This window comes from Labilithrix luteola (genome assembly GCF_001263205.1).
In the GTDB taxonomy this organism is placed as follows: domain Bacteria; phylum Myxococcota_A; class Polyangia; order Polyangiales; family Polyangiaceae; genus Labilithrix; species Labilithrix luteola.
Genome location: NZ_CP012333.1, coordinates 11,050,818 through 11,073,998, shown reverse-complemented (window position 1 = coordinate 11,073,998; position 23,181 = coordinate 11,050,818). Strand labels below are relative to the sequence as shown.

Genomic DNA, 23,181 nt, shown 5'->3' with positions numbered 1-23,181 from the left:
TCACGGGCAGACGGCCGGGTCGACCTGACCCACGACGATGTTGAAGAGGGGATGCCCGCCCTTGAAATGGCCGGCGTCGAGCGTGGTCCAGGTGAGTCCATCGGAGCTCCGATAGGCCTTCTGGTCTTCGTAGTAATTCGCCCACTCGTTCAGGATCGCCACGTACGTCTTCGTCTTCGGATTGAAGCCGACCGCGGCGGTCCACCCGGACGGCAGCGTGGCGATCGGGGCCGACCGCGACCACGCGACGCCGTCAGGGCTCGTCCATCGAACGTTGCCCGCGAAGGCCACGAACGAGGTGCCGTCGAAGAGGAGGTTCGTCGTCCACGAGCCGTCGCTCACGACGGTCTTCGACGCCCAGATCTTTCCTCCGTCGGTCGAGCGTGACGCGACGCCTTGGTCGCCGATGCCAACGAGGACGCCGTTGCCCTCGGCGATGGACTTGGCGGTGTCTTGTCCAAGCCCGCTTGCCGTCGCCCACGTCGCGCCGCCATCGGTGCTGAGAAGGCCTTTCACTGCGCCGCCCGCGCGACCAACCGCGAAGAGGCGATCTCCGACGGCGCGAGGGAACGCGTGATCGAGATCCCACATCCCGCCGTACGTCACCGGTTGCCACGTGGTGCCGTGATCCGTGGACCTCGCCCAATCGCCCTCCCAGAGCACGAAGACGTTCTGCTTGGCATAGGCGACACCTCCACCCCAGCCGTCACTCTTCACGGTTTCCCACGTGAACCCGTCGGTCGAACGCCGGATGCTGCCGTCGTGGCCCCAGCCATACGACGCATAGAAATAGCCGTCACCGTAGGTGATGCCTCCGTTGGGCGAGCTCGAAGCCGTGTGGTCGCACTCCACGTAGTTCGGGTCGCCGTCCACCCAGCAGCGGGCGTTGTCGTTGTCCGAACGATCGTGGATCCACGTGAGACCGTCGTCGCAGGAGACCACCGAGCGACCCATGTGTCCGACGGCGACGAAGAGATCGGCCTTGTTGGACGGCCCGGGCGTCGACGGTGCTCCGCCCTCTCCGCTACTGCCCGGCGAGCCTGGCGTTTGGCCCGCACCCCCGCCGTCGATCGCGTCGCCCGTCGTCCTCTCGGGATCCACAGTTGCGGGGGCCTCACTGGCATCGGAGCAGTGCGCCGTCGCGGCGACGAGCGAGAAGAGAGCGACGATCGATAGCGAGCGGGCATCGCGCATGGGTACGGGCCTCCGTGCCCTGTCAGAGGCCCGTGTCGCTCGGATCGGCTCAGCTTCTTTCGATTGGCGTGTGTGGCTCGGGCCTCGCTCAATGAAAGCTGATGGAGATCGTCATCAGCGTGACGGTATTTCGGCGGTCCGTATCCCCCGTGCCGAGCTGGCCCATGTCGTTCTTGCCGACGCAACCGAATCGCCCGTCCTCGGTCATCACGCACGTGTGGAAGCGCCCGACGCTGACGTGGCTGAAGGGGATGCCTTGCGACGGCATTTCTGTCGGAAACGTGTGGTCGTCGATGTCGCCGAGCCCGAGCTGGCCCTCGATGTTGCGGCCCCAGCACGAGACGTGACCGCCGTTCGTGAGCGCGCAGCTCGAGAACGTGTCGGTGCTCACCTCGCGTGCAGAGGCGAGCCCCGGCGTCTGACCGGGCGTCGAGAGGCGGGCCGAGCCGCTCCAGAGGTGGGTGTCGTCGTCTCCCCACTCGTGCACCGTCCCGTCACGGCCGATCGCGATCGCGCTGTCCTGGCCGCCCTCGACCGTCACGTAATCGCCGGCCACGAGGCTGGGAACACGGATCTGAGCGGGCTGGCCAGTGCCCACTCCGAGCTCGTCGTGCGCGTTTCGGCCCCAGCAATACGTGCCGGCCGTGCGGATCCCGCAGGTATGCCCCTGACCGCCGGAGACGGCGATCCAGTCGTTGTCGGTGCCCACGCGGATCGGAGAGAGCGCGTCGGGGGCATCGATGTCGTCGTTCTGCCCGAGCTGACCCTCGGCATTGCTTCCCCAGCAATAGAGCGCGCCGGGCTCGATGATCGCGCACGTGTGGTCGTAGCCCGCGGTGACCACCTTCACGCGACCCGGCAGGTTCACGGGAACCGGAGTGAGCTCGTTCACCGTCCGTCCTTGGCCGAGCTGACCGTGCATGCCGTTGCCCCAACAGAGCACGTGCCCCGTGTCACGTTCGAGCCCGCACGTGTGGTTTGCGCCGAGCGCGAGGGCCTCGAAGATGACGCCCGACGCGACGCTCGACGGAGCGAGGCGGACGATCGTGTCGCCGGTGCCTAGAGCGCCGGTGTCGTTCCGGCCCCAACAGTACGCGCGCCCGGCGACGAGCGCGCACGAGTAGTCCTGGGAAGCCTGAATGGCGAAAGGCCCGCTCGCGCCACCATCGGCGAGAACGGACCCGCCACCGTCGGTCGTCGGCGTGACGCTGCCATCCGGCCCATCGCGGAGAACGACGCCGTCGACCCCGCATGCGGTGAGGCCGACCAAGACGACGACGGTGCCCAGGTGTCTTCTCATCGGCCGCCTCCTTCGGCGCCGAACCCCACGACGAGGTTCGCTCCGAGCCACGCGCCGCTGAGCACGACGTCCTCTCCCGATTCGACGCGGCCAACAGCACGTGGAAGCATGGCTCCGGCTGCCAGCTCGAGGCCCACGCGCGCGCCGAGCACGCGCACGATCGGACCGATCCGTCCTCCGACCTCGGCGACGACGCCAGACGCCGACTGTCCGATGCCTCCACCGCGTGCGCTCCCCGTGATGTCGAGCACGCCCGCGCCGCCAAAGGCGCCCACCTCGAGGGCGATGGCCGAAGAGAGCGGCAGGCGATAGGCGAGTCCTGCCGACGCCGAAGGAAGCGTGTAGTTGACGTCTCCGCTCGCCCGCTGCGTTCCGCCGCCTTCGAAGCCGACCTCGACGAACCAGCGCAGGCGCTTCGCGAAGGCGAAGACCAACGTCGGTCGAATGGCGCCGCTTCCCCCGACGAGCGCGGAGTCCGAGAGGGCGCGAACCCTCGGCCCTCCCACGACATCGAGACCGATCGCGAACGACGGTACCGCGAGCGCCGTGCGCGCACTCTCCTTGGCGCCGTCGCCGGCGGAGGTGTCGACATGCGCGCCCATCGCTTGCGCGACGACAGGCTCGGGCGGCGGCAGGAGGAGCTCGGACCACGACGTCAGAAAGAGCTGCGAGACGACGAGCGCCAAGGTGCGTTCGCGATCCGTGCGTGCCGCCGAGAGATCGACCTCACGTGTCAGTCGCTTCTTGGTGAGAGGATCGGTGGCGGCGACGCGAACGTGCTCGTCTTCGCATTGCAGCTCGACCCCGATCGGATCGGTCGACCAGGTGCTGGCCGCGGCGGCGAGCTCGAGGCGCAGCACTCGTTCGACCTCTTCGAGGCGTAGGCCGGAGCAGCCCTCGGCCGTCGAGAGATCGAGAAACCGCGAGCCTGCGCTCGCCGGGGCCGTGAAGGCAACGATGGCTGTGACGAGACAGAGTCGAGAGAGACGTTTCACGGACGCTTCAGGGACACTTCACGGATTGAGGATGGCCTTCATTTGTGCGATTCGACTGCCCGTAGGATAGCGGTCGAGGTATGCGCGTGCCTGGGTCGTCGCGCGCTCGGTCATTCCCGCGGTCGCATACGACGTTGCGGCCTCGGCGAGGGCATCTTCGGCGAGCGGCCCGCGCGGTGCGGCCTGCAAACATCGCTCGAAGGCCCGCGCCGCTTGGGCTTCCCGCCCGCGGGAGCGTTCCACGCGGCCGAGACTGAAGAGCGCGCTTGGCACGCGTGTGTCGTGCGGGTAGGCGGTCACGAAAGCCTCGAGAGCGCTCGCGGCTTCCGCCGGCTTCTGCGCCGCGCGCGCCGTGTCGGCCTGGGCGAGCAGATCCGCGGCGCCCAAAAGAACAGAGGCCTGGCGCGGTCGTGCCTGCGGTTCGGCCGGCGGCGCCGCGCTGGAGGTTGGCGCATCGTGCCCACCAGGCGTGTGAGCTCCATCGGCGTTCGCAGGCGCGTCCGGCGTTCGGGGCGAGGACAATCGGACGGATTCTCCCGCGCTCACATCCCGGCGCGCTCCGTCTCGCTCGACTTCGATTCGGCCGCGTTCGACCGAGACCTCGAGGGCGTCGTCCGAAAGGACGACGGTGAAGATCGTGCCGCGCACGCGGACCGTCGCGTCTCCGGCCTTGACCGAGAATTCGCGCGCGGGATTCGGCTTGACCGAATAGCGCACGCGCCCGCGCTGCTGAGCGATTCGGACCCGTCGTGGCTCTTGCTCTTCGACGACGATTGCGGCGTCCGGATGGAGAACGGCCTCCGAACCATCGGCGAGGGCCATCTTCGACTCGGCGCTGCCAGACGCAGATGCAGATGCAGATGCAGATGCAACCGTCCGGGCATCGTCGACGCGAGGACGATGCGCAACGAAGAAGAACACGACGGCGGCCGCCGCAGCCGTCAGAAGCGCGGTTGCGGATGCGAGGACCACGAGCCGCCCGCGCGCACCCTCGCGCCCGGTTCGAGCCGGCTCGGCGGCTTCCTCCCGCCGGCGCGCCAAGACGCCGTTGAGCACGCGCTGCTCACGCACGTCGTCCCACGGAACGTCGATCGTAGAAGCGGCGTCGCGCACGCGCTTCGAAACGTCGTGCCGGTTCATGCCATTCTCCGTTCGATCAGGGTCGACGCTTCCGCGATTCGCCGTTTCACGGTGGCGAGAGACGTCTCGCACGTCGTTGCGACTTCGGGAAGTGTCTGACCTTCGACCACGTGAAGCGTCCACGGTATGCGGAGGCTCGGCGAGAGCGACTCGAGCACGCGGTAAAGTGCCGTCACCACCTCACGATCGGCAGGGTTGGAGACTCGGGGAGCCACGTCGCTCACGGCGCCGAGGAGCCAGCGGAAGCGGCGCCGGCGGCCGAGCCTCTTGTAGACGCGCCGGACGACGATGCGTGCCATCCACGGCCGGAAGTCGGCCGCGTCGTTCAGCGTGTCGAGTGCGCGCGAGGCGTCGAGGAACGCCTCTTGGACGATGTCGTCGAGATCGGCGTCGCTCCCCAGAAGTCGGTAGACGATGCCTGCCACATACCGCGCATGCCGTCGGTAAAGCGTGGAGAATGCACGGTCATTGCCGGCGAGCGCCTCTCTCACGAGGGCGTCGTCTTCCACGACCATCTGCTCCAGCGCGTGCGTCACGATTCTGGGAGGGAGAGGCCCTCATCGGGGCCCGCCGGGTCAGAAAAATTCGATCGGAGGAAATGACCGCTCATTCTGTCCTATCACCCGTTCGGCCGAATTCGTGGCAATCGAGATTTTTCTTGAGCCGATTTGGTCTCGCGCCAGCCTCGGACAAACGGTGGGCGACTGCGTCTGCAGTCGAGAAGGGCGACGATCGATGCATTTTTGCGGTACGTGGCCGCTCGGGGCGCTGGCGCTGGCGCTGGCTTTGTCCTTGGCGGTGGGAGGGGGCTGCACGCTGCTGACGTCGACCGACGGGCTGAGCACCGGGACAGACTCCCCTCTTTCTACGCCCTCGGAGGCCGGCTCCGGCGAGGCGCACACCGAGGGCGGTACGGGCGATGTCGATGCGGATAGCGATGGAGATGCGCCAGCGCCTTCGGATGGGGGCTCTCTTTCCTGCTCGCCGTCGGAGGGCCCACGGAACCGCAGGGCGAAGCCACCTCACGCGTGCTCATCACCAAGATCAACGACGACGGATCCCTCGGCGCATGGGTTGGCACGACGGACCTCCCCGAACCTCGCAAACGTCATGTCGTGACCGCGCTTGGTGATTCGCTGTACGTCCTCGGGGGAGCCGGGGTGAACGGTGTCGAGCGGAGCACCACTGCATTCTCGGTTCGTGTGCTCGCGGATGCGGGGACGACGTCGTTCCAAACGCTGCCCACGTTGAGTTTCGGAGTCTTCGACAGCGTGGCGTGTCGAACCAATCAACGTCTTTATGTCTTCTCGCCCTCGACCGACGCCGTGAACATCGCGACGATCCAATCGTCACGGATCGGGGCATGGGTGCCTCAAGACGGGCTCACGAGCGGCACCCTCACCTGGTATGGCTCCCAGGCCATCGTCGGTGACCACGCCTTCTGGTTCGGTCCCGGCACACGCGCCATGACCGCGAAAATCGGCGCGAACGGCACGCTCGAGGCGTGGAAAGCGATCGCCGCGACACCGGTTGGGGCATCCAACGCGATCCCCCAGGTCGTGACCGTCGGCCAGCGCCTGTATCTGGTCGGAACGTCGAGCGACACATCCTCTGGTTCCAATCTCGTCTACGTCGCCGACGTGGGGACTGACGGGGCTCTCGGAGCCTGGCAGCAGGTCGAGCCATTCCCCGTGCCTCGGTATCAATACCGAGCCCTTGCCCACGACGGATTCATCTACGTTCTCGGAGGATTGGGCGACGCCGACGGAAAGGCGCTCTCCAGCGTCTATTTCACGAAGACGAAGAGCGATGGAACCCTGGACCTTTGGCAGGAGGCGACGTCGCTCCCCGAATGGCGAACCTACGAATACGGCGTCGTGACGCCTTAGTCCTGCTCGATCGTTGAGCCGATTTCGAGCCGGCACGCCTCTGAGGGGCATGCGATCGGTTCCCATCCTCGTCCTTCCGCTCTTCGCCGCGGCGTGTACCGGCATCATCGGCGGCGGGGACGATGGCTCCAGCGGGAGCTCTGGTCCTGGGTCCACCCGTGCACCCACGGTGAATGGTCAGATTGTCGTCACGCCGCAAGTGGTGCGGGTCACGAGCTTGGCGTATACGAACAGCGTTCGCGACCTGTTTCCGGGCATCACGATTCCGGCGCTGACCTTGCCATCGGCGCCAACGTCGGTCGTTTACGACAACAACGCGGTCGCGCAGGCGCCGACTGCGACGCTGATTCAGGCTTATCAGGCGAACGGCCAGGCCATCGCCAATGCGGTCGTGGCGAAGCTCGCAGCGGTCTTGCCGTGCTCCGCAAGCGCCGTCGACGACGCGTGTGCGACCACTTACCTGACGGATCTCTCGTCACGTGCCTACCGTCATCCCCTTCAGGACGACGAGCGAGCGCGGCTCGGCACGGCCTGGCAATCGCTTCGCGCCGCGAACGATGTTCCGACATCCATTGGCGCGGTCATCGAAGGCATCCTTCAAGCGCCCGCGTTTCTCTATCAGATCGAAGAGGGAACACCGGTCGAGGACAATCCCAACGTCGCGCGACTCACCGGCAACGAGCTCGCCACGCGCCTGGCCACGCTCTTCTGGGCGAGCATTCCCGACGCCACGCTCCGCGCGGTCGGTGACGACGATCGGATTCTCGACCCCGACGAGCTCGATGCCCAGGCGCGGCGCATCCTCGACGATCCCCGCGCCCACGAGTCGGTCGCTCACATGCAGTACCAGTGGCTGCGCTTCAACCTGCTCGAGAAAATCAAGAAGGACACCACGCTCTTCCCGACGTGGTCCGACACGACCGCGGCGACGATGCGCGAAGCGACGGTTCGCTTTACCGATCACGTCTTCTGGGAAGAGGGGAACTTCGCGGCGCTCTTCACCGACAGCCATGCGTTCGTCAACGATCTGCTCGCGCCCTATTACGGTTTGAACGCCGGGGGCGGCTCCGCATTGACGATGACGACCGTGCCTTCTTCGCAGCGGTCCGGGCTGCTCACGCAGGTGGGCCTGCTCTCGGCCTTCGGACACGAGACGATGGAGTCGCCGGTCCTTCGCGGTGTCTTCGTTCTCGACCGGCTCCTGTGTTCACCGCCGCCACCGCCGCCACCCGACGTCAAGAACACACCGCCCGCCGCGACGAACGTCGAGACCACCACGACGCGCGAGCGGTTCCAGGCGCACCACGAGCAAGGCAGCTGCGCCGGCTGCCACAAGCTGATCGACGGCGTGGGCTTCGGGTTCGAGCACTTCGATGCCGTCGGCAAATGGCGTGATAGCGAGGGCGGCAAGCCTGTCGACGCGACGGGCATGCTCATCGGCACGGGCGACGCCGATGGCGCGTTCGTCGGCGTGGGCGAGCTCAGTGTGAAGATCGCCAACAGCCAGCGCTCCTCGTTCTGCATCACCAGGAACTGGATGCAGTACGCGCTCGGGATCGATGCCTCGGCGGCAACCGAGGATCTCGTGAAGCCGCTGCAAGCGGACCTCGGGCCGACACCCGCGTTTCGCAACCTTCTGCTCTCGATCGTGAAGAGCTCGGCGTTTCGATTCAGGACGGTGACCCCATGAAGATCCACGGACTCTCGCGACGCCTCCTCCTGCAGCTCGCAGCCGCCGGCGCCACGAGCGCCATGCTGCCGAGCCTCTTCGCGAAGAAGGCTCGCGCCGCGGACCCCACGTTCCCGACGCGCATCGTCTTCGTTTACAACATGGGAACCGTTCGCGAGTTCTACAACCCGATCGCGACGGTGGGAAACCCCGCGCCGACCGAGACTTCGTTCGAGCTCGGCCCCATCCACGACGCGCTGCGACCCTTCAAGAACGATCTCGTCCTCACGCGCGGCATCTCGATGGCGAGTCAAGGTGCGGACCCGACCGACGCGGACAACGCACACATCCGAGGTGGAACGCACGCGCTCACGGCCGCCTCTCGCTTGACGAGCTCGCTCGCGGGCGGACCATCGATCGATCAGACGATCGCGAAAGCCATCAATGCGCCTGCGCCGGTCACTCGATATCCGTCGTGGGATCTCGATTTTACGAATGCGCCCGATGGGGAGGGGGGAGCTTCGTACATCGCTGCAGGGCAGGTCAACGACCGCCTCTACGACGCCAAGGGCGTGCTCGGGAAGTTCCCAACGGATCTTGGCCAGCAGTCGGACGCGGAGAAAGCGGCCATTGCGGCCAGAATTGCGCGACAGCAGGCGTCGCTCGACCTCGCACTCGGCGAATACGGCAACATCAAGGCGCGCCTCTCGAAGGCCGACAAGCTGAAGCTCGAGCAGCACGCGCAGACGATTCGCGATCTCCGCGCGCAGATGCAGCTCGGCGTGAGCGCTGCCTGCCAGCCGCCGAACGCCGCTCTGCAAGCCGACGTCACGACGTTCGACCATTCTCCCGTCAGCAATGCCTCCCAGACGGAGCGCGGGGCATGGGTGAAGCTCGGATGGGACGTGCAAGCACGCCTCGCGGTCGCGGCGCTGGCGTGCGACCTCACGCGCGTCCAGGTCCTCCACTTGCCCGGCTACGGAAGCATCGATCACGTCTTCGGCTATCAGGCCGCCGATTACGGGAATGGCCTATCGCATACCGATACGCACGACCTCGCGCACAAGTGCTCGGGGAAAGACCAATATGGCGGATACGGCGCCCTCTGGAGCGTGCCAGCAGCGCAGGAGCTCATCAAGCAACTCGACATTGCGCAGGCCAACATGTTCGCAGACCTGCTCTCGTATCTGAAAGCCGTCCCGCGCGGCGACGGCGGCACGCTGCTCGACTCGACGGTGGTCGTCTATTGCGGGCAGATTGCCAATGGCTACCACGAGACGGACGACCTTCCCTGGATTCTCGCCGGGAGCGCCAATGGCTATTTCCGTACCGGCCGTTTTCTCCAATATGCGAAGGGGACGGCTCACAACGACCTCTACGTCTCCCTCGCCAATGCGATGGGCGTGAACATCACCTCGTTCGGCAATCCAGCCGTTTGCAAAGGGCCACTCTCGAACCTTCGGTAAGCGCGAGGGCGGACGAGGCACGTCCTCGAAATACGGCGAAGGCGGCTCGCTCGATGGCGGCCGCCTTTCGTCGTGCTGGTCTGCTCTCGTTTGCGCTCGTCTGCCGCGTTACTGGATGGTCGAGTTCGTCACGGCGATGGGCGTGTCGTCGTGATTCGAGATCTGCGGATAGGTCGGGTACCAGGAGCCGCCGATGTTGTTCGTGATGTTCGAACGGTCGATTTTGACGTCGCCGGTATGGTCATTGCTCACGAAGAAGATGGCGCTGCCGAAGGCGTTTGCCTCGTTGTGCTCGATACGTGTACCGCAGATGGACAGCGTCATCTTGTTCCCATCGTTGTAGATGGCGCCTCCGCTACCGCCGCCGTCGGTCTCGTGGCCCACGGCGTGATTGTAGGAAAAGAGGCTGTTGATGATGGTCCAGGATACTCCGATGCTGCTGATACCGCCGCCGCCCGAGCCGGTGTTGCCGTAGCCGTCCTTGCCGCCGAACGTGGAATTGACCACGTACACCGGCAGATTGTCGTATTGGCTGAACACGCGAATGGCTCCGCCTCCGACGTCCGGGCCGGTATCCGCGCACGCATTGTGGAAGAAGCGTGAGTTGACGACCCGGAAGCGGCCACCTCTCACCCAGATCGCGCCGCCGCCGTCGTACTCCGTCTCGTTCTTCGAATGGCCGTCGACGAACGTGAGGTTTTGCACGGTGAGCCGCGGGTGATCCTGGTTATCGCAATGCGATGTCGTCCAGCCCTGTGCTTCGTCGCACGTGTTCATGTAGAGGATGCGGCGCGTACTGCCTCCGCTCAGCGTGACGAGACCCCCGCCATCGATGACGATCTCCGGCCCCGTGCTGTTGACGATCTTCGCCGTGTCGTCGAGCGTGATGGTCACCGGATTGGGGCCGCAGGAGAACGTGATGACCCCGCCCTTGGCGACGGCGTCGACGAACGCTTTGCTCGTGCAGCTCTCTGGGGTGCCCGTTCCAACGACGGTGCGGGGACTCGAGACATCGGCCAGCCCCGCTTCGGTCGGCACACTGCAGGTTGATTCGGGATTCGGATTCCCGGCAGGCGGGCCATCGGTCGGATTCTTCAGTGTGTCGGGGACGGGCACGGTGCCCGAGCCGGAGGTCGAACCGGAGCCCCCGCTCGCGCCGCCCGAGCCGCTCGCACCGCCGCCGTTCGAAGACGTACGGCTGTCTCCACTGCCCGATGCGCCGCTCGAGCTATCGTCCGAACAACCTGCGAGGTAGGTGAGGAGCGCGAAGGTGCACGCAGTCACGCTCGACCAAACACGAGTTCTCGATTCGATCATCATGCCTCCCGAACGAGTGACCCACGCCGGCACGCCATGAGCGCCGCGCGTGTCAGAGGCCGTGCCACGCCCGAACCGGCTCACGATTCCATCCCATCGCCCCGTCGCCAGGCGAGTCTAGGGCTGGATGCGCAGATAGCCGGCGCTGAGGAACGAGAAGATCTCTTCGACGATGCGCTCCTGAGGGTACTCGAGGCCGCGCATGACCACGTGGTACATGATCTCCTTGAGCGCGCCGAGCGTCATGATGGCGAACATGTGCGCGTCGCCCTGCGCAACGATGCCCATGGACTGACCGTCGATGAGCGACGCCTCGAGGAGCTTGCCGATCTCCTCGTAGAAGGAGAGGAGCTTGCGATCGAACGCGGGGTCGAGGCCAACCGCGTCCGAGAGGAGGATCTTCGTGGTTGCCGGATCTTCGATGAGCGCCCCCACGATTCGCCGGATGTTCTCCTTGATCTGGGCCGCGACGCTCCGTGAAGGGTCCTCCGTTTCGACCCGAAGCACAGCCATACCAATCCGAGTGAACGTTCGGTCGACGATCTCTTCGAAGATCGCGCGCTTGTCTTCGAAGTAGAGGTAGAAGGTGCCACGAGCCACCCCAGCAGCGGCTACGATGTCGTCGATTTTTGCCGCGTGGTAGCCACGCTTGGCGAAGACGTCGCGTGCGTTGAGAAGAATCTGCTGGCGTCGTTCGGCTTTGTCCACGAACCCTGACCTGACCGTTCAACCGCGGGTCGGATTTCGGAAAAAGCCCACGGCCACCCTCACTCTAGGCGACTTTGGGTGGTCAAAGCATGCGCCTTCGACCTGGATCGTCGGCGATCCGTTTCGCGCCGCGACGGGCCCCACGCGACTGTTTTCCTCTTTGCAGTCAGGCCCTCCGGCGACAACCTTCTTCGACTCAGATCTCCGTTGGATCGCCTACCGCCCGCATCGGGTTACGATGGGACAGGTACGCTTCAGTAAACCTGGAATCGAGCATGGTGCGATTCCTGCTCACCACGCGTTCGAGTCTCGATGTCTGGCAACACTGGCAAGTCGGATGGAACCAAGGCGCCCGCGGCGCCGCCCCTCGGCTCGACCGGCACGAAACCGGCCGAGAACGCGAGTCCGACGATTCCTCCGAGGCCGAGGCTGACCGGCGCTCCCCCTCGGATCCCCAAGCCGGGGGCTTCCGCGGCTCCTGCCGCTCCCGTGCCCGCTGCTCCGGCGGCCCCGGTGGCGGCTCCCGTCGTCGCAGCCAAGCCTGGGCCAGCCGCGATCGCCGCGAAGTCTGGGCCAGGCGCGATCGCCGCGAAGCCTGCGCCAGCCGCGAAGCCTGCGGCCGCCGCGAAGCTTGCGCCAGCCGCGAAGCCCGCGCCTGCACCCGCCCCGGCGAAGCCCGCGCCCGCGAAGCCCGCGCCTGCTGCCGCACAGCTCGTGGTGCCGACGCCCACCGTCTTGAATGTGCCGAGGCGCATGCCGGGGCCGGAGGATACCGGCGAGACCGACGCCTTCACGAAGATTTCCCCACCGCCGGTGTTCTCACCGTCGCCAGCACCGTCGCCGCGGTCGCCATCGGCCGCGCCAGCCCGCGTACCAACGCGGGGTCCCGCATCGCCTCGTCCGGCCGAGACGAGCACGACCTCGACGACGCTTCCTTCGGTCACCGAGTCGCGGCGCGCAGCGGCTGTCGCACAAGCGGCCGCGAAGAGCACGCTCGAGAACACGGACACGGAGCGCGTCGTCGTTGCGGCCCCGCCTCCCCCGTCGTCATCGGTCCGTCCGTCGTCATCGAGGAGCCGCCCCCTCCGTCGACGCCCAAGGCCTTCGCGCCGCCGTCACCTACGCTTCTCGCCCCTCGCGGCACCCCGCCGACGAGTCGCGACCTTGGGGTGCCGTTCACCCCGTCGAGTCAACGCCCGCCGGTCCGCCGCCGCTCTCGTATCAGGTCTACTCGCCCGAGGAGCTCGACGTGCGCCGGCGCGCGCCGACCCGCCTCGCGGTCGGGGAGCTTGCCTCGAAGCCCAGTCTCGCGCTGCGGGTCTGCATGGTGCTGCTCGGTGTCTGCGTGGTCTTCGGCACCGCGGCGCTCGTCATCGCGGGCACGTCCGACGATCCGCCTTCCCTCCGCACCACGACATCGAGCCTGCCTCCTGGCTTTCCCCCGGCGCCCGCGCTGACGTCCGCCGTGACGGCGCTCGCGAACGTTCCGCTCGTCGCGCCCGCCGCGCCGGCGGACTCCGTTGCCATCGAGCTCGGTGCAGAGCCGGCGGCACCTGCCGTCAAAGCGAAGCCCTCGCCTCGCGCGACGACGTCGGTGCCGTCGTCGAAGACGGTGGCGCCCCCTCCCAATCCGTACGAGGGAGCCCCTCCGAGCGCCAAGCCGTCCGCTTCGAAGAAGTAGCGAAGCTCGGCCGGGGGCTGCATCTTCTTCACGTTGGCGAGCGCCGACGACGGGTGGAGCGCGTCGTCTCGCCTTATCCCGATCAGTACCCAGCCATCGAGCTATCCCGATAAGTGTTCTTCACTCATCGTCGTCTGCCGTCCGCGTTTCTCATCGCCAGGGTCTGAACGGCATTCGTGGCACTTGAAGTGCGTGCCACCGGCGCTTCCACGCGAGAAGAAGTCGAACGAGAGGCCGAATCGTGAATTGATGTACGTTGTATAATGCGGGGTGACGGGGGCGTCGGCATACCTGTCCGAGAGAGCGGGAACTGCGGAATTGCCCTGAGAACAGACCCTCGTGCGTATCCGACGTGCAGGCTCGGCCCGAATCGTTGGTTTGAATCTCGATGGCGAATGGGAGAGCAATTCGTGGCAGCAATCCAAAGCACGAATACGCGGAGCCCATCATCGAGTCGCGGAAGCTCTCGGAAGCTCTTGGGGCTCTCGGGAGCTCGGGAGCTTTCCGGCGGCTCGGCGCGAGCTCCCTGCTCCTTCGAGTGCCATGAGCAGACCCGGCGGGAGCTTCCGGTGCGGAGGCCATAATTCCGTCATGATTTCGACACCAAGCGTGTCGTCGCGGCAGTTCGCGTAGCCCGTCGCGGGAGATGCTCGACGTGTCGCGGTCGACGCCACAGGCCTGCGTCGTGTCGCTCGCTCCGCCACACAGAAGAGAGGTGCCGGCAGCGATCTTCGCGATACCGACATGTGGAATGTTTCATGCTTTGCGACGGACGAATCCTCACTTGTGACGGCATCTCGCAATAAGCTGGCGCCCGTCCGTCTCCCGTATCCGATGTATTGCAGGTACATTCATGGTGCCTCGCAAGAGCGATTCGACGCTCGAAGTGGCATTCCGTGCTTCGATCATGCTGGTGTAGAGGCGGGCGCGCGAGCGCCTCTTCTCCTCGTGATCGCTCGAGATCGCGACGTTACGCGCGTGCTCGTGGGCGGGTGAGGCTGGTTCAGCGCGGTGTCCGCCGAAGTTTTGGTTCGCAGTGAAGGAAGTTGAGAGGGATGTTCGTTCGCTCGCCGACGCCCATGGGTATCGTCCTTTCGACGCGCCGATTTCCACGTATTTCGTGGGCCGATCGGTCGGGAGCGCACGAGACGTACATCGAGAAACGGATGGTGGTCGGAGCGTCGTCGTCCGCTGATCTCGTCGTCGACGACATGACGGTCTCGCGCATTCACGCCGAGCTCGATCCGCGCGACGAAGGGCTCTGGGTGCGCGATCTCTCGAGCCGCAACGGGACGTTCGTCAACGAGAAGTCGACGCGAGAGTCGATCCTGAAGGGAAACGGAGAGATTCAACTCGGGACGACGTCGATCTTCGTCGAGTACTCGAATGCCGTGTCGGCCCCCGTCGAGCTGTGGAACGGCAGCCGGTTCCACCGAATGGTCGGTCACAGCAAAGCGATGCGCGAGCTCTTCGCGCTCGTCGCTCGCGTTGCGCCCACCGACGCATCGATCCTCATCACGGGCGAAACGGGTACCGGCAAAGAGGTGGTGGCCCGCTCGATCCACGACGCCAGCCTCCGCGACAAAGGGCCCTTCGTGGTGGTCGATTGCGCGGCCCTTCCGGAGAACCTGCTCGACGCCGAATTGTTCGGACACACGAAGGGCGCGTTCACGGGAGCCGCGCAGGCGCGTGCGGGTGCGATCGAGAGCGCGGAGGGCGGCACCGTCTTTCTCGACGAGATCGGCGAGCTGCCGATCTCGATGCAGCCGAAGCTCCTGCGCGTCCTCGAGCAGCGCACCGTTCGACGCATCGGTGAGTCGATTCATCGACCGGTCAACGTGCGGTTCGTTTCGGCGACGCACCGGGATCTGCTCTCCATGGTGTCGCGCGGCGAGTTCCGCGAGGACTTGTACTTCCGCCTCTGCGTGCTTCCGGTCCGCGTGCCGCCGTTGCGGGATCGAAAGGAAGACATCGAGTTTCTGGTGGAGCACTTCCTCGAGGGCGAAAAGCTGAGCCCCGAGTTCATCGCCAGCCTCGCGGCGCACCCGTGGCGCGGCAACGTGCGAGAGCTTCGCAACCACGTCGAACGCGCGCGAGCCCTCGGCGAGGGTTCGCTTCGTCCCGTCATTCGCTCCACGTTCTCGGACGAAGAGGCTCCTACCTCCCATTCGACGCCGCGGACGCGACCGACCCTTCCGCCGCCGGGCCCTCTGGGGCTACCCACCCTCGTCGAGGACAACGACGACGCCGAAAGCGGCACCACGCCCGTCGAGATGTCACTGAATGGGACCGGCACCGGGACGTCGACCGGCACCGGCACGGGCACCGGCGCGTCCGTCGTGTCCATGTTCGGGCGGCAGCGCATGCCTTCACGGCCACCGGAGAACGAGCCGGCGGTTCCGTTCGAAGGTGACTTTCGCATCTTCCGCGAGAAGTGGATCGACCGCGGCGAGCGCGAATACCTCGTCCACATGCTTGCGCGCCACGACCGCAACGTTGCGGCTCTCGCACGCGAAGCCTGCGTCAACCGTACGTACATCTATCGCCTGATGAGAAAGCACGGCCTGTGATGGCGATGCAGAATCCAGCCAGCAGCAGCCTCCCGATCAGCGGACCGAAGTATTCGCTGCTTGCGGAGCTCGGTCGCGGCGGAATGGCGACCGCCTACCTTGCCGCGATTCAGGGGCCGGGAGGCTTCAACAAGCTCGTCGTGGTCAAGCGACTCCGGCCCGCGCTCGCGTCCGAAGCGGACTTCCTTCGGATGTTCCTCGAGGAGGCGCGGCTATCGGCCCGCATCGACCATCCGAACGTCGTTCACACCACGGAAGTCGGCTTCGACGGGGAGCACCACTTCATCGCGATGGAGTTTCTCGACGGGCAGTCGCTCGAGAGCATCGTGCGCCGTCTCGCGAAGCTCCGCAAAGATCAGGAAGGGGAGGCCCAGAGCGATGCGGGCGGCGAGTTCGACATGCCGCTCAAGCTCCATCTGCACGTCATCGCGCAGATGCTGCAGGGGCTCGACTTCGCGCACGAGCTGAAGGACTTCGACGGTATTCCGCTCAACGTCGTGCATCGCGACGTTTCCCCTCACAACGTCATGGTGACGTACGAGGGGCACGTCAAATTGCTCGACTTCGGGATCGCGAAGGCCGCGGACTCCACCGGCGACACGCGTACCGGCGTGATGAAGGGGAAGTGCGCCTACATGCCGGCCGAGCAATTCGGCGGCAAACAGATCGATCGTCGTGCCGACGTCTTCGCGGTCGGGGTGATCTTGTGGCAGGCCCTTGCGGGCCGGAGGCTCTGGAAGGGGCTCTCCGACGCGGAGATCTTCCAGCGTGTTGCGACGGGGAACATCCCGCCCCGAGCAGCGTGCGGGAGGTTTCTCCCGAGCTCGACGCCATTTGTATGAAGGCGCTTGCGCTTCATCCATCGGCTCGCTTCTCGACGGCCGCCGAGTTCCAGACAGCCATCGATTCGTACGTTGCCTCACGCCCGGAGCTGCGGGCCACCTCCAAAGAGCTCGGCAAGTTCGTCGCCGATCTGTTCTCCGACAAGCGTGCAAAGCTCAAGTCGGTGATCGAGGCGGAGCTCGGTCGAGTCGGGCAGGAGAAGAGCTCGCTCATTCCCGTCTTCAGCCCGACGACCACGTCGACAGGAGGCTCCGCCGGCGCCGCGAGCGCGCTCGCGCAATCGCAGACCGTGGCGGTTCCCGAGCTTCCGCGTTCGAAGTGGCGACTCTGGGCGCTCGGCGCGGTCGCCGTCGTCGCCGCGAGTGCTCTCGTCGTCGTACTCGCTCGAGGAAAGGAGCCCTCGATCGCGGCGACTGCAGCGTCGACCTCGTCGCAAGCTTCGTGCGAGGTCACGATTCGAGTGACGCCGCCGGATGCCAAGATCTTCCTCGACGACGCGCCGCTCGACACGAATCCGGCCACGACCACGTTGCCGCGCAATTCCATCAAGCACCGCGTGCGTGGCGAAGTGGCGGGCTACTCCGCGAAGTCGGAGTGGATCACGATCGAGGGCGCGCAGATGACCGTCGATCTGGCTCTGGATCCCGAACCCGCTTCGCAGCCTTCGGGCGCGAAGAGCGGGAAGGTGGAGGCGACGAAGGAGACCAAGAAGGTTCCGGTCTGGATGCCGGCGTCCAAGGTCGTGCATCCCGCTCCACCGCCGGCAGTGTCGACTCCCCCGTCGCTTCCGTCGAGGCCAAGCCTGCGCCGCCGCCGCCTCCACCACCTCCACCGCCGACGTCGAAGCCGACGGGCCCGAATCTCGACAAGGACGATCCCTGGGCACCGGCAAAGCACTGAGCACGTATCGAAGGTTCGACTGCGTAGGAGCGCATTGACGTGGGCAACAACTCGACTGTTCTGTTCGCCGTCGCGGTCCTCATCGTCGCCTTGACACTCATCGTTCTCGAACTGCGTCGGGCTCGTCCCCGCGCATCGCGTTCGGTGTCCGTGCGCAAGGCAGCCCCTGCACGCCCGTCCGACGACGAGGCCGACGACGCGGACCTCACCAGAATGTCCCCGTCGATGAAGTCGCCCGCCACGCTCCCGCAACTCGCCAACAGCGAAGCTCCGGACGAGACGATGACGACTTCGGGCTCGTTGACGATCTTCGAGCCAGATGCCGAGGGCGACGAGACGACGGGGAGTTCGGACCTGTTCCTGCTTACCGCCGCTGCGCAATCGGATCGCGGTATGCGCCGACGAAACAACGAAGACGCCTATCTGCTCGACGAGGCCCAGTCGTTGTTCGTGGTCGCCGATGGCATGGGAGGCAGCGCAGGCGGTGCCGTGGCCAGCCGAATCGCGGTGGATTCGATCGAGCATGTCTTCTCCACCGGCCCGATCGAAACGGTCGACCACCCTCGGCGTCCTCGACGCGCACGCGAACTCGTCACCGCAATCGAGATTGCGAACGAGATGATTCACGAACAGGCCGCGAAACAGCCCGAATATCACGGAATGGGCACGACGATCGTGGCTGCGCGATTCGTCCGGCGGAAGCGACGAGCCTTCATCGCTCACGTCGGCGACAGTCGCTGCTACCGTCTTCGAGGCGGTCAGCTCAAGCTGCTAACCACCGATCATACGCTCGGTGCGCAAGGAATCAGCGGAGGCTTCTCCGGCTACGTACGGCGCGCGCTCGGCGTGCGGTCTCGCGTGAAGGTCGACGTCGTCGTCGACCGTCCTCAGTCGGATGACCTCTATCTATTGTGTTCCGATGGCCTCAACAAGATGGTCCCGGACGAGGAGGCGAAGGCGCTTCTCGAGTCGCAACAGTCCGATCTCGACGCTGCCGCGCGAAGCCTCGTCGAGGCCGCGAATCATCGGGGAGGGAAGGACAACGTCACCGTCGTCCTCGTCGGTGTGCGCGAGTCGAAACGACGAAGTCATCGTATGCGAGCCAGGCTCTCCGAAGACAGGCGGTCGTCATGAGCACATCGTCGGAGAAGAAGTCGGTCGTCATCAATCCGACGCTGCGATTGAAGATTACCGCTATCTGGAATCGCAAGGGGATCGGCGCACAGACGCTGACGTTGGAGTCCGACTCTGCCGCGAATTTCGAAATGGCGAAATTCCTTCTCGCAGCAACCCTCGACGACGACGCGCCCGTGGAGCCGGGGCCGGAGCTGGCCCAGAGGCTCGTCCAGCTCGGCATGCTCACGCCCGAGGACGAAGAGCCGGGACCGATCGGCTACGACTTCGGCTGGCCACAGAACCAAGACTTGATCCCCGCGCCGAACGTCCTCAACTTCGACGCTACCGTCGCGCCGGAGTCTCTCGTCGTAAATCCCAACGCGCACGTGCAGCACGGCGCGGGCAGCATTCCCGAGGAGCTCCGCGGTCGGGTCGAGCAAGCGTCGTTCATCGGCGATGACGACACGGTTCTCTGGATCGTCGATCCTGGAACACAGGTCGCCGCGCCTTATCGTGTGCCCGAGAAGACGGCGGAGACCTTGGAGGCGTTGCGAGGAAAGTCGGTCCCCGAAGGCGACCTCGCCGACCTCGTTCCCAGTCGTGCGAACACCATTCTTCGGTCGGAGATCTTGCGACGTGCGCACGTCGTCGTTCCCTCGGATTGGTCCGAGTCGAGGGGAAAGGCGTGGGAGGCGCGTGTCCGTGATTGTCGGGCCAGTCTCGAACGTGACGAGTTCGTGGTCATCCGCGACCTGCTGAATCCCATTCAGTTGCAGCTCATGCGTCGCTATTACCGAGCGGCGAGCCTCGCCGGCGCCTTCATGCTCGATGACGGACAGGTGGCGAAGCGCAGCTGGTGTCACAACGAAGACGTTGCGCGCTTCGTGCATAGTCAGCTCGTCGACCTGTTGAATCGGATTGTGCCCCAACCGATCAAGGCGTCTTACTGCTACTTGGGTCTCTACGAGCCTGGTGCGGTTCTCGCCCGTCACACCGATCGGGCACAGTGCGTTTGGAATCTCTCCGTTCCTTTCGACGCAGATCCGGAGACCGACGCCGACACGGCCTGGCCCATCTATCTCGAAGTGCGTGGCGAAGCGCGGCCCGTGCGTCTCGGCATCGGCGACGGCGTCCTCTATCGAGGGACGGACCTTCCGCATTGGCGAGACGCACAGCCCGATGGACATCGTACGACGGTCTGCTTCTTCCACTTCGTGGACGAGACCTTCGAGGGCGCTCTTACCTGAGTCTCGACCTCAACGCTTGCGCGCGGCCTGCGCGGCGTAGACCTTCTCGAGGACGACGTAGGAGAGTGCCTCGAGCTTCGTGTTCGAGTGCCACGCCGTGGTCAGTCGAATCGTCTGCGTATGGAGGTAGTCCGCGAGGAGATCGGCCAACGGCTGGCTGATCGCTCCACGGTCGACGCCTTCGCGAATCGCGGCGAAGGTCTCTCGAAGCTCCGCGTTGTCGAGTGAGGTCGTCTCCGCTGGGAGGCGATCGCGGAGTTTTCGATGAAGTTCCGAGCCCGCTCTTCGAAGATCGAGTGGTGTCTCGGTCCGCGCGTAACCGCGAAAGGCAACCGCCGCGACGTCACGCTTCGTGGCGGGATCCTCGAGCGCGTGGTCGAGAAGCCACGTATGGACGCGAACGAGCTCCAAGACGAGCTCCTCTTCCGCCATCTCGAAGACGTCACCGATCTCACCGATTCGCGCGATGACCTCGATGCTGCTCTGCGTCCAGACGGCCTCCGTCAGATCCATTCCGAGCGCTCCGCCATAGCGGTACGTCTCACGATCGTATGTGCGGATGGCGATGTCGCGAACGAGGCCGTTCCTGAAGGCGGGGGCAACCGCCGCGCGCAAAGCGGGGAAGAGGTCACCGAGCAACGCCTTCGCATCACCCTTCGCGCGGATGCGTAGGCGAGGTTCGCGATCGGCGTAGGGCAGATAGAACCAGCGCTCGATGTTGCCGCCCGTGTGGTGTGGCGCGAGGACGTTCTCGACGAGCTCGCACGCGATCGTCAGGAGCTCCTGCCGGCTGCCGAGGAGCTCGACGTACAGCCACTCGCCGCCCGGGGGCACGGTGTCCATGATGCTCGGCTCGATCATGCGCGGGGCGGTCGCGGCATGCTTCGGCTTCTCGGTGGCGGCTTCTCCGAAGAAGGGAAACACCACTTCGTGTGCGAAGTGGCCCTCGGGCCCGTGCACGGCGGAGCGTTCGACGGGGAACTGCTCGCGGAGAAGCACGGGCGCTTTCGCGATGTCGAGCCACGCGCCGACGCTCAACGGACATTCGAGGTCGATGTGGAGCCAATGATCGTGCTTCTCGAGGTAGAGGACGTGACGCGGTAGTCGATGCTCGCTGCGCAACGCGCGGACGGCTTCGAGCTGGTCGCCGGTGCCGGCCTTCAGCATTCGCTCGACGCCCGGCCCCTCGAGGCACCATTGCGCGCAGGCGAGCACGTGGCGCTTCCACTGGAGCCGCGGGAAGAATGGGACGTTACGGTCCTCCGGCCAGGCCATGGTACCGAACGACGCTTGCAAACCTTGCAGGGCGCCGAGGAACCGGACGAGGCTCGTCGTGTCGGCCAGGGAGTAGTTGACCGCGTTCGTGGTCCGGAGAGCCACGTAACGACCGCTGCGCGCGTTCCGGAGGACGAACCCTTTTGCTCCTACGCTGACGAGCAAGTCGTTCACATCGATGCTCGTCTCTGCTTCGGTCGCGGCAGTCAGCGTCAGCTCGTTCGGCAGGAGCGGCGGATACTGAGAAATGGCGGCGGCCTTTCCCACGATGAAATACGAGAGGTCGACAACCTCGACGTCCGACGGCTCGAACCCGGCCGCTTCGGTGAGCCAGCGCCGCGTACACTCATGAAGCTCGCTGTCGGCGCCGGTCCCGCGCGCGAACATGTGCGAGCCGGGGGCGCCGTAGAGGCTGGGAGCCCAGATCTCGAGCTCACCGCTTTCGTCGAGGGCGAGGCTGCAGAGCAGCGCTCCGCTCGTCTGTGCGGGTGACGTCCGAGAGAGCTGTGCGATGTCTTCGTCCGTGAGCTCGACGCTCCGCACGTCCGGAGCTTGCGTGCGGTGCCGCCAGCGTTCGCGCGTTGCCATCCACTGTTTGACGCGTGGATCCGGTGTCGCGGTCGGCTCTTCGGGAAAGTTGTATCCGCGGTCCTCGTCGAGCACGTCGACGAGACGCATCTCACGATTCTCGTACCGCTGGCTGAAATAGGCGTGGAAGTCGTCGATACGCGAATCGCGTCCGCGCCACTCGAGCGACGACAACAGCGAAGCGACCTTGCGAAGCTCGGCGTCTGCGCCGGCGCGCAGGAGACCACTGCCCTCGATTGGCTTGACGAGGTCGTGAATCAGACGCGAGCCCATCTCCGCGGGAAGGACCTTGCCGAGGGCCTGCTCGACGCGAAGGAGCTTGTCGTCGACGACGTCTCCGAGAGCCGTGTCCCGTATCGTGGTGCTCGCTTCGAGGAGGTCGCCCGCTTTGCGGATCGAAGTGAGCGGCCGGCGTTCGTCGTGCGTGAGCAATGCCGGGAAGTGCTCTGGGACGAGAATCTCGGCCTCGATGATGCGCTTCACGAAGGCGTGCTTCGACGCCTCCGGATGGCTCCCGGGGATCGTCGCCACGAGCTCGGTGACGGTGCGCGGCTCGTGCGCGCAGCTCAGCACGGCATCGAGCGCCGGCGTGCGGGCGACATCATCGTAGGAGAGCGATTCGTCGGGATTGCGCTTGACCACACGGATGACGTCACGAAACCGGATGACGTCTCGTTTGGCCTTCCAACGCACCTCGGCGAAACGTGCGATCGCATCGTCGCGGACGATGGCGCCGACCGCGTCGAGGTCGAGTCGAACGCGATGGCGATACTGTTCCCTCGGTACCAAGCGGACACCGCGCGCTTCGGGGGCATCCGCTCGGACGACGCTGTAGCCTGCCAACAGCGCGAACGGCGTCGCTCGCCCTCGCATGCGCTCCACGTAGCGGACGAGCGCGTTGTGGGCAGACGCCGTCGCGCGCTTCGGATCGTCATGAGCGGCCAGGATGGACGGCGATGCCGTTCGCAAGGCACGTCGCACGAGCGCATCCGATAGGAGCTTCTTCGACGCCTCCGCAAGCGGAGTCCCATTCGCGGCAAGCTCGAATTCGACGGGAAGGAGCGCGGAGCGCACCACGCAGAAGTCGGCCCACCGAAGATGTTTCATTGCGGTCGAGAATACCAAGCGTGATTCATGCCAGATGCGCCGTCGGCGAGGGGAGCGCTCATCGTGGCGACGCCGGTCGATCTGTGGCGGACCCCGCTGCGTGGTTGAACGGGAGTGTCCTGGTTGTTCATTCCCGAGTGAACGAATGGTTCACCGAATGCCAAAATTCGAGTCGA

General features: G+C 65.6%; 18 protein-coding genes. 9 read left to right on the top strand and 9 right to left on the bottom strand.

Annotated features, from left to right (window positions below; translation table 11 throughout):
• The 5 genes from AKJ09_RS47685 to AKJ09_RS47665 form a co-directional block, all read right to left on the bottom strand.
• Positions 1 to 1,194 (bottom strand): WD40/YVTN/BNR-like repeat-containing protein, encoded by a 1,194-nt coding sequence (locus AKJ09_RS47685; protein ID WP_146654519.1) that lies wholly within the window; start codon positions 1,192 to 1,194, stop codon positions 1 to 3.
• A gap of 88 nt (positions 1,195 to 1,282) precedes the next feature.
• Positions 1,283 to 2,494 (bottom strand): RCC1 domain-containing protein, encoded by a 1,212-nt coding sequence (locus tag AKJ09_RS47680; protein WP_146654518.1) that lies wholly within the window; start codon positions 2,492 to 2,494, stop codon positions 1,283 to 1,285.
• Positions 2,491 to 3,489, bottom strand: coding sequence for a hypothetical protein (locus tag AKJ09_RS47675; protein WP_146654517.1), 999 nt, complete (start codon positions 3,487 to 3,489; stop codon positions 2,491 to 2,493). Before AKJ09_RS47675 ends, AKJ09_RS47680 begins: the two co-directional genes overlap by 4 nt.
• 18 nt (positions 3,490 to 3,507) lie before the next feature.
• A complete protein-coding gene (locus tag AKJ09_RS47670) occupies positions 3,508 to 4,629 on the bottom strand; it encodes a FecR domain-containing protein (protein ID WP_146654516.1) in 1,122 nt (373 codons plus the stop codon).
• On the bottom strand, positions 4,626 to 5,165 hold the full coding sequence (locus tag AKJ09_RS47665; RefSeq protein WP_146654515.1) for an RNA polymerase sigma factor: 540 nt from the start codon (positions 5,163 to 5,165) through the stop codon (positions 4,626 to 4,628). Before AKJ09_RS47665 ends, AKJ09_RS47670 begins: the two co-directional genes overlap by 4 nt.
• Before the next feature lie 492 nt (positions 5,166 to 5,657).
• Between AKJ09_RS47665 and AKJ09_RS47660 the strand changes: the two genes are divergently transcribed.
• From AKJ09_RS47660 to AKJ09_RS47650, 3 genes are read left to right on the top strand one after another with little or no spacing between them, the layout of a single operon-like run.
• Entirely contained in the window at positions 5,658 to 6,518 is an 861-nt protein-coding gene (locus tag AKJ09_RS47660) for a Kelch repeat-containing protein (protein ID WP_146654514.1), read from the top strand.
• Positions 6,519 to 6,567: 49 nt separating this feature from the next.
• Complete coding sequence (locus AKJ09_RS47655) at positions 6,568 to 8,208, top strand: DUF1588 domain-containing protein (protein ID WP_146654513.1); 1,641 nt, start codon at positions 6,568 to 6,570, stop codon at positions 8,206 to 8,208.
• The gene (locus tag AKJ09_RS47650; protein WP_146654512.1) at positions 8,205 to 9,653 is read left to right on the top strand and encodes a DUF1552 domain-containing protein; all 1,449 of its coding nucleotides are present in this window, start codon (positions 8,205 to 8,207) and stop codon (positions 9,651 to 9,653) included. Before AKJ09_RS47655 ends, AKJ09_RS47650 begins: the two co-directional genes overlap by 4 nt.
• 108 nt (positions 9,654 to 9,761) lie before the next feature.
• Here AKJ09_RS47650 and AKJ09_RS47645 read toward each other — a convergent pair whose 3' ends face one another.
• The 3 genes from AKJ09_RS47645 to AKJ09_RS47635 form a co-directional block, all read right to left on the bottom strand.
• Positions 9,762 to 11,054, bottom strand: coding sequence for a hypothetical protein (locus tag AKJ09_RS47645; protein ID WP_240488873.1), 1,293 nt, complete (start codon positions 11,052 to 11,054; stop codon positions 9,762 to 9,764).
• Positions 11,055 to 11,087: 33 nt separating this feature from the next.
• Entirely contained in the window at positions 11,088 to 11,678 is a 591-nt protein-coding gene (locus tag AKJ09_RS47640) for a TetR/AcrR family transcriptional regulator (RefSeq protein ID WP_146654511.1), read from the bottom strand.
• Positions 11,679 to 11,932: 254 nt separating this feature from the next.
• The gene (locus AKJ09_RS47635; protein WP_146654510.1) at positions 11,933 to 12,688 is read right to left on the bottom strand and encodes a hypothetical protein; all 756 of its coding nucleotides are present in this window, start codon (positions 12,686 to 12,688) and stop codon (positions 11,933 to 11,935) included.
• A gap of 14 nt (positions 12,689 to 12,702) precedes the next feature.
• Between AKJ09_RS47635 and AKJ09_RS47630 the strand changes: the two genes are divergently transcribed.
• From AKJ09_RS47630 to AKJ09_RS47605, 6 genes are all read left to right on the top strand, one after another.
• Complete coding sequence (locus AKJ09_RS47630) at positions 12,703 to 13,359, top strand: hypothetical protein (protein WP_146654509.1); 657 nt, start codon at positions 12,703 to 12,705, stop codon at positions 13,357 to 13,359.
• Positions 13,360 to 14,414: 1,055 nt separating this feature from the next.
• Positions 14,415 to 15,929 (top strand): sigma 54-interacting transcriptional regulator, encoded by a 1,515-nt coding sequence (locus AKJ09_RS47625; protein WP_146654508.1) that lies wholly within the window; start codon positions 14,415 to 14,417, stop codon positions 15,927 to 15,929.
• Positions 15,929 to 16,771, top strand: coding sequence for a serine/threonine-protein kinase (locus AKJ09_RS47620; RefSeq protein WP_146654507.1), 843 nt, complete (start codon positions 15,929 to 15,931; stop codon positions 16,769 to 16,771). Before AKJ09_RS47625 ends, AKJ09_RS47620 begins: the two co-directional genes overlap by 1 nt.
• A complete protein-coding gene (locus AKJ09_RS47615; protein WP_146654506.1) occupies positions 16,768 to 17,766 on the top strand; it encodes a serine/threonine-protein kinase in 999 nt (332 codons plus the stop codon). The genes AKJ09_RS47620 and AKJ09_RS47615 overlap by 4 nt, the downstream gene beginning before the upstream one ends.
• On the top strand, positions 17,712 to 18,806 hold the full coding sequence (locus tag AKJ09_RS47610) for a PP2C family protein-serine/threonine phosphatase (RefSeq protein WP_146654505.1): 1,095 nt from the start codon (positions 17,712 to 17,714) through the stop codon (positions 18,804 to 18,806). The genes AKJ09_RS47615 and AKJ09_RS47610 overlap by 55 nt, the downstream gene beginning before the upstream one ends.
• Positions 18,803 to 20,035 (top strand): hypothetical protein, encoded by a 1,233-nt coding sequence (locus AKJ09_RS47605; protein ID WP_146654504.1) that lies wholly within the window; start codon positions 18,803 to 18,805, stop codon positions 20,033 to 20,035. Before AKJ09_RS47610 ends, AKJ09_RS47605 begins: the two co-directional genes overlap by 4 nt.
• A gap of 9 nt (positions 20,036 to 20,044) precedes the next feature.
• On the opposite strand, the gene AKJ09_RS47600 is transcribed toward AKJ09_RS47605, so the two are convergent.
• A complete protein-coding gene (locus AKJ09_RS47600) occupies positions 20,045 to 23,005 on the bottom strand; it encodes a thiopeptide-type bacteriocin biosynthesis protein (protein WP_146654503.1) in 2,961 nt (986 codons plus the stop codon).
• Positions 23,006 to 23,181: the final 176 nt, after the last annotated feature.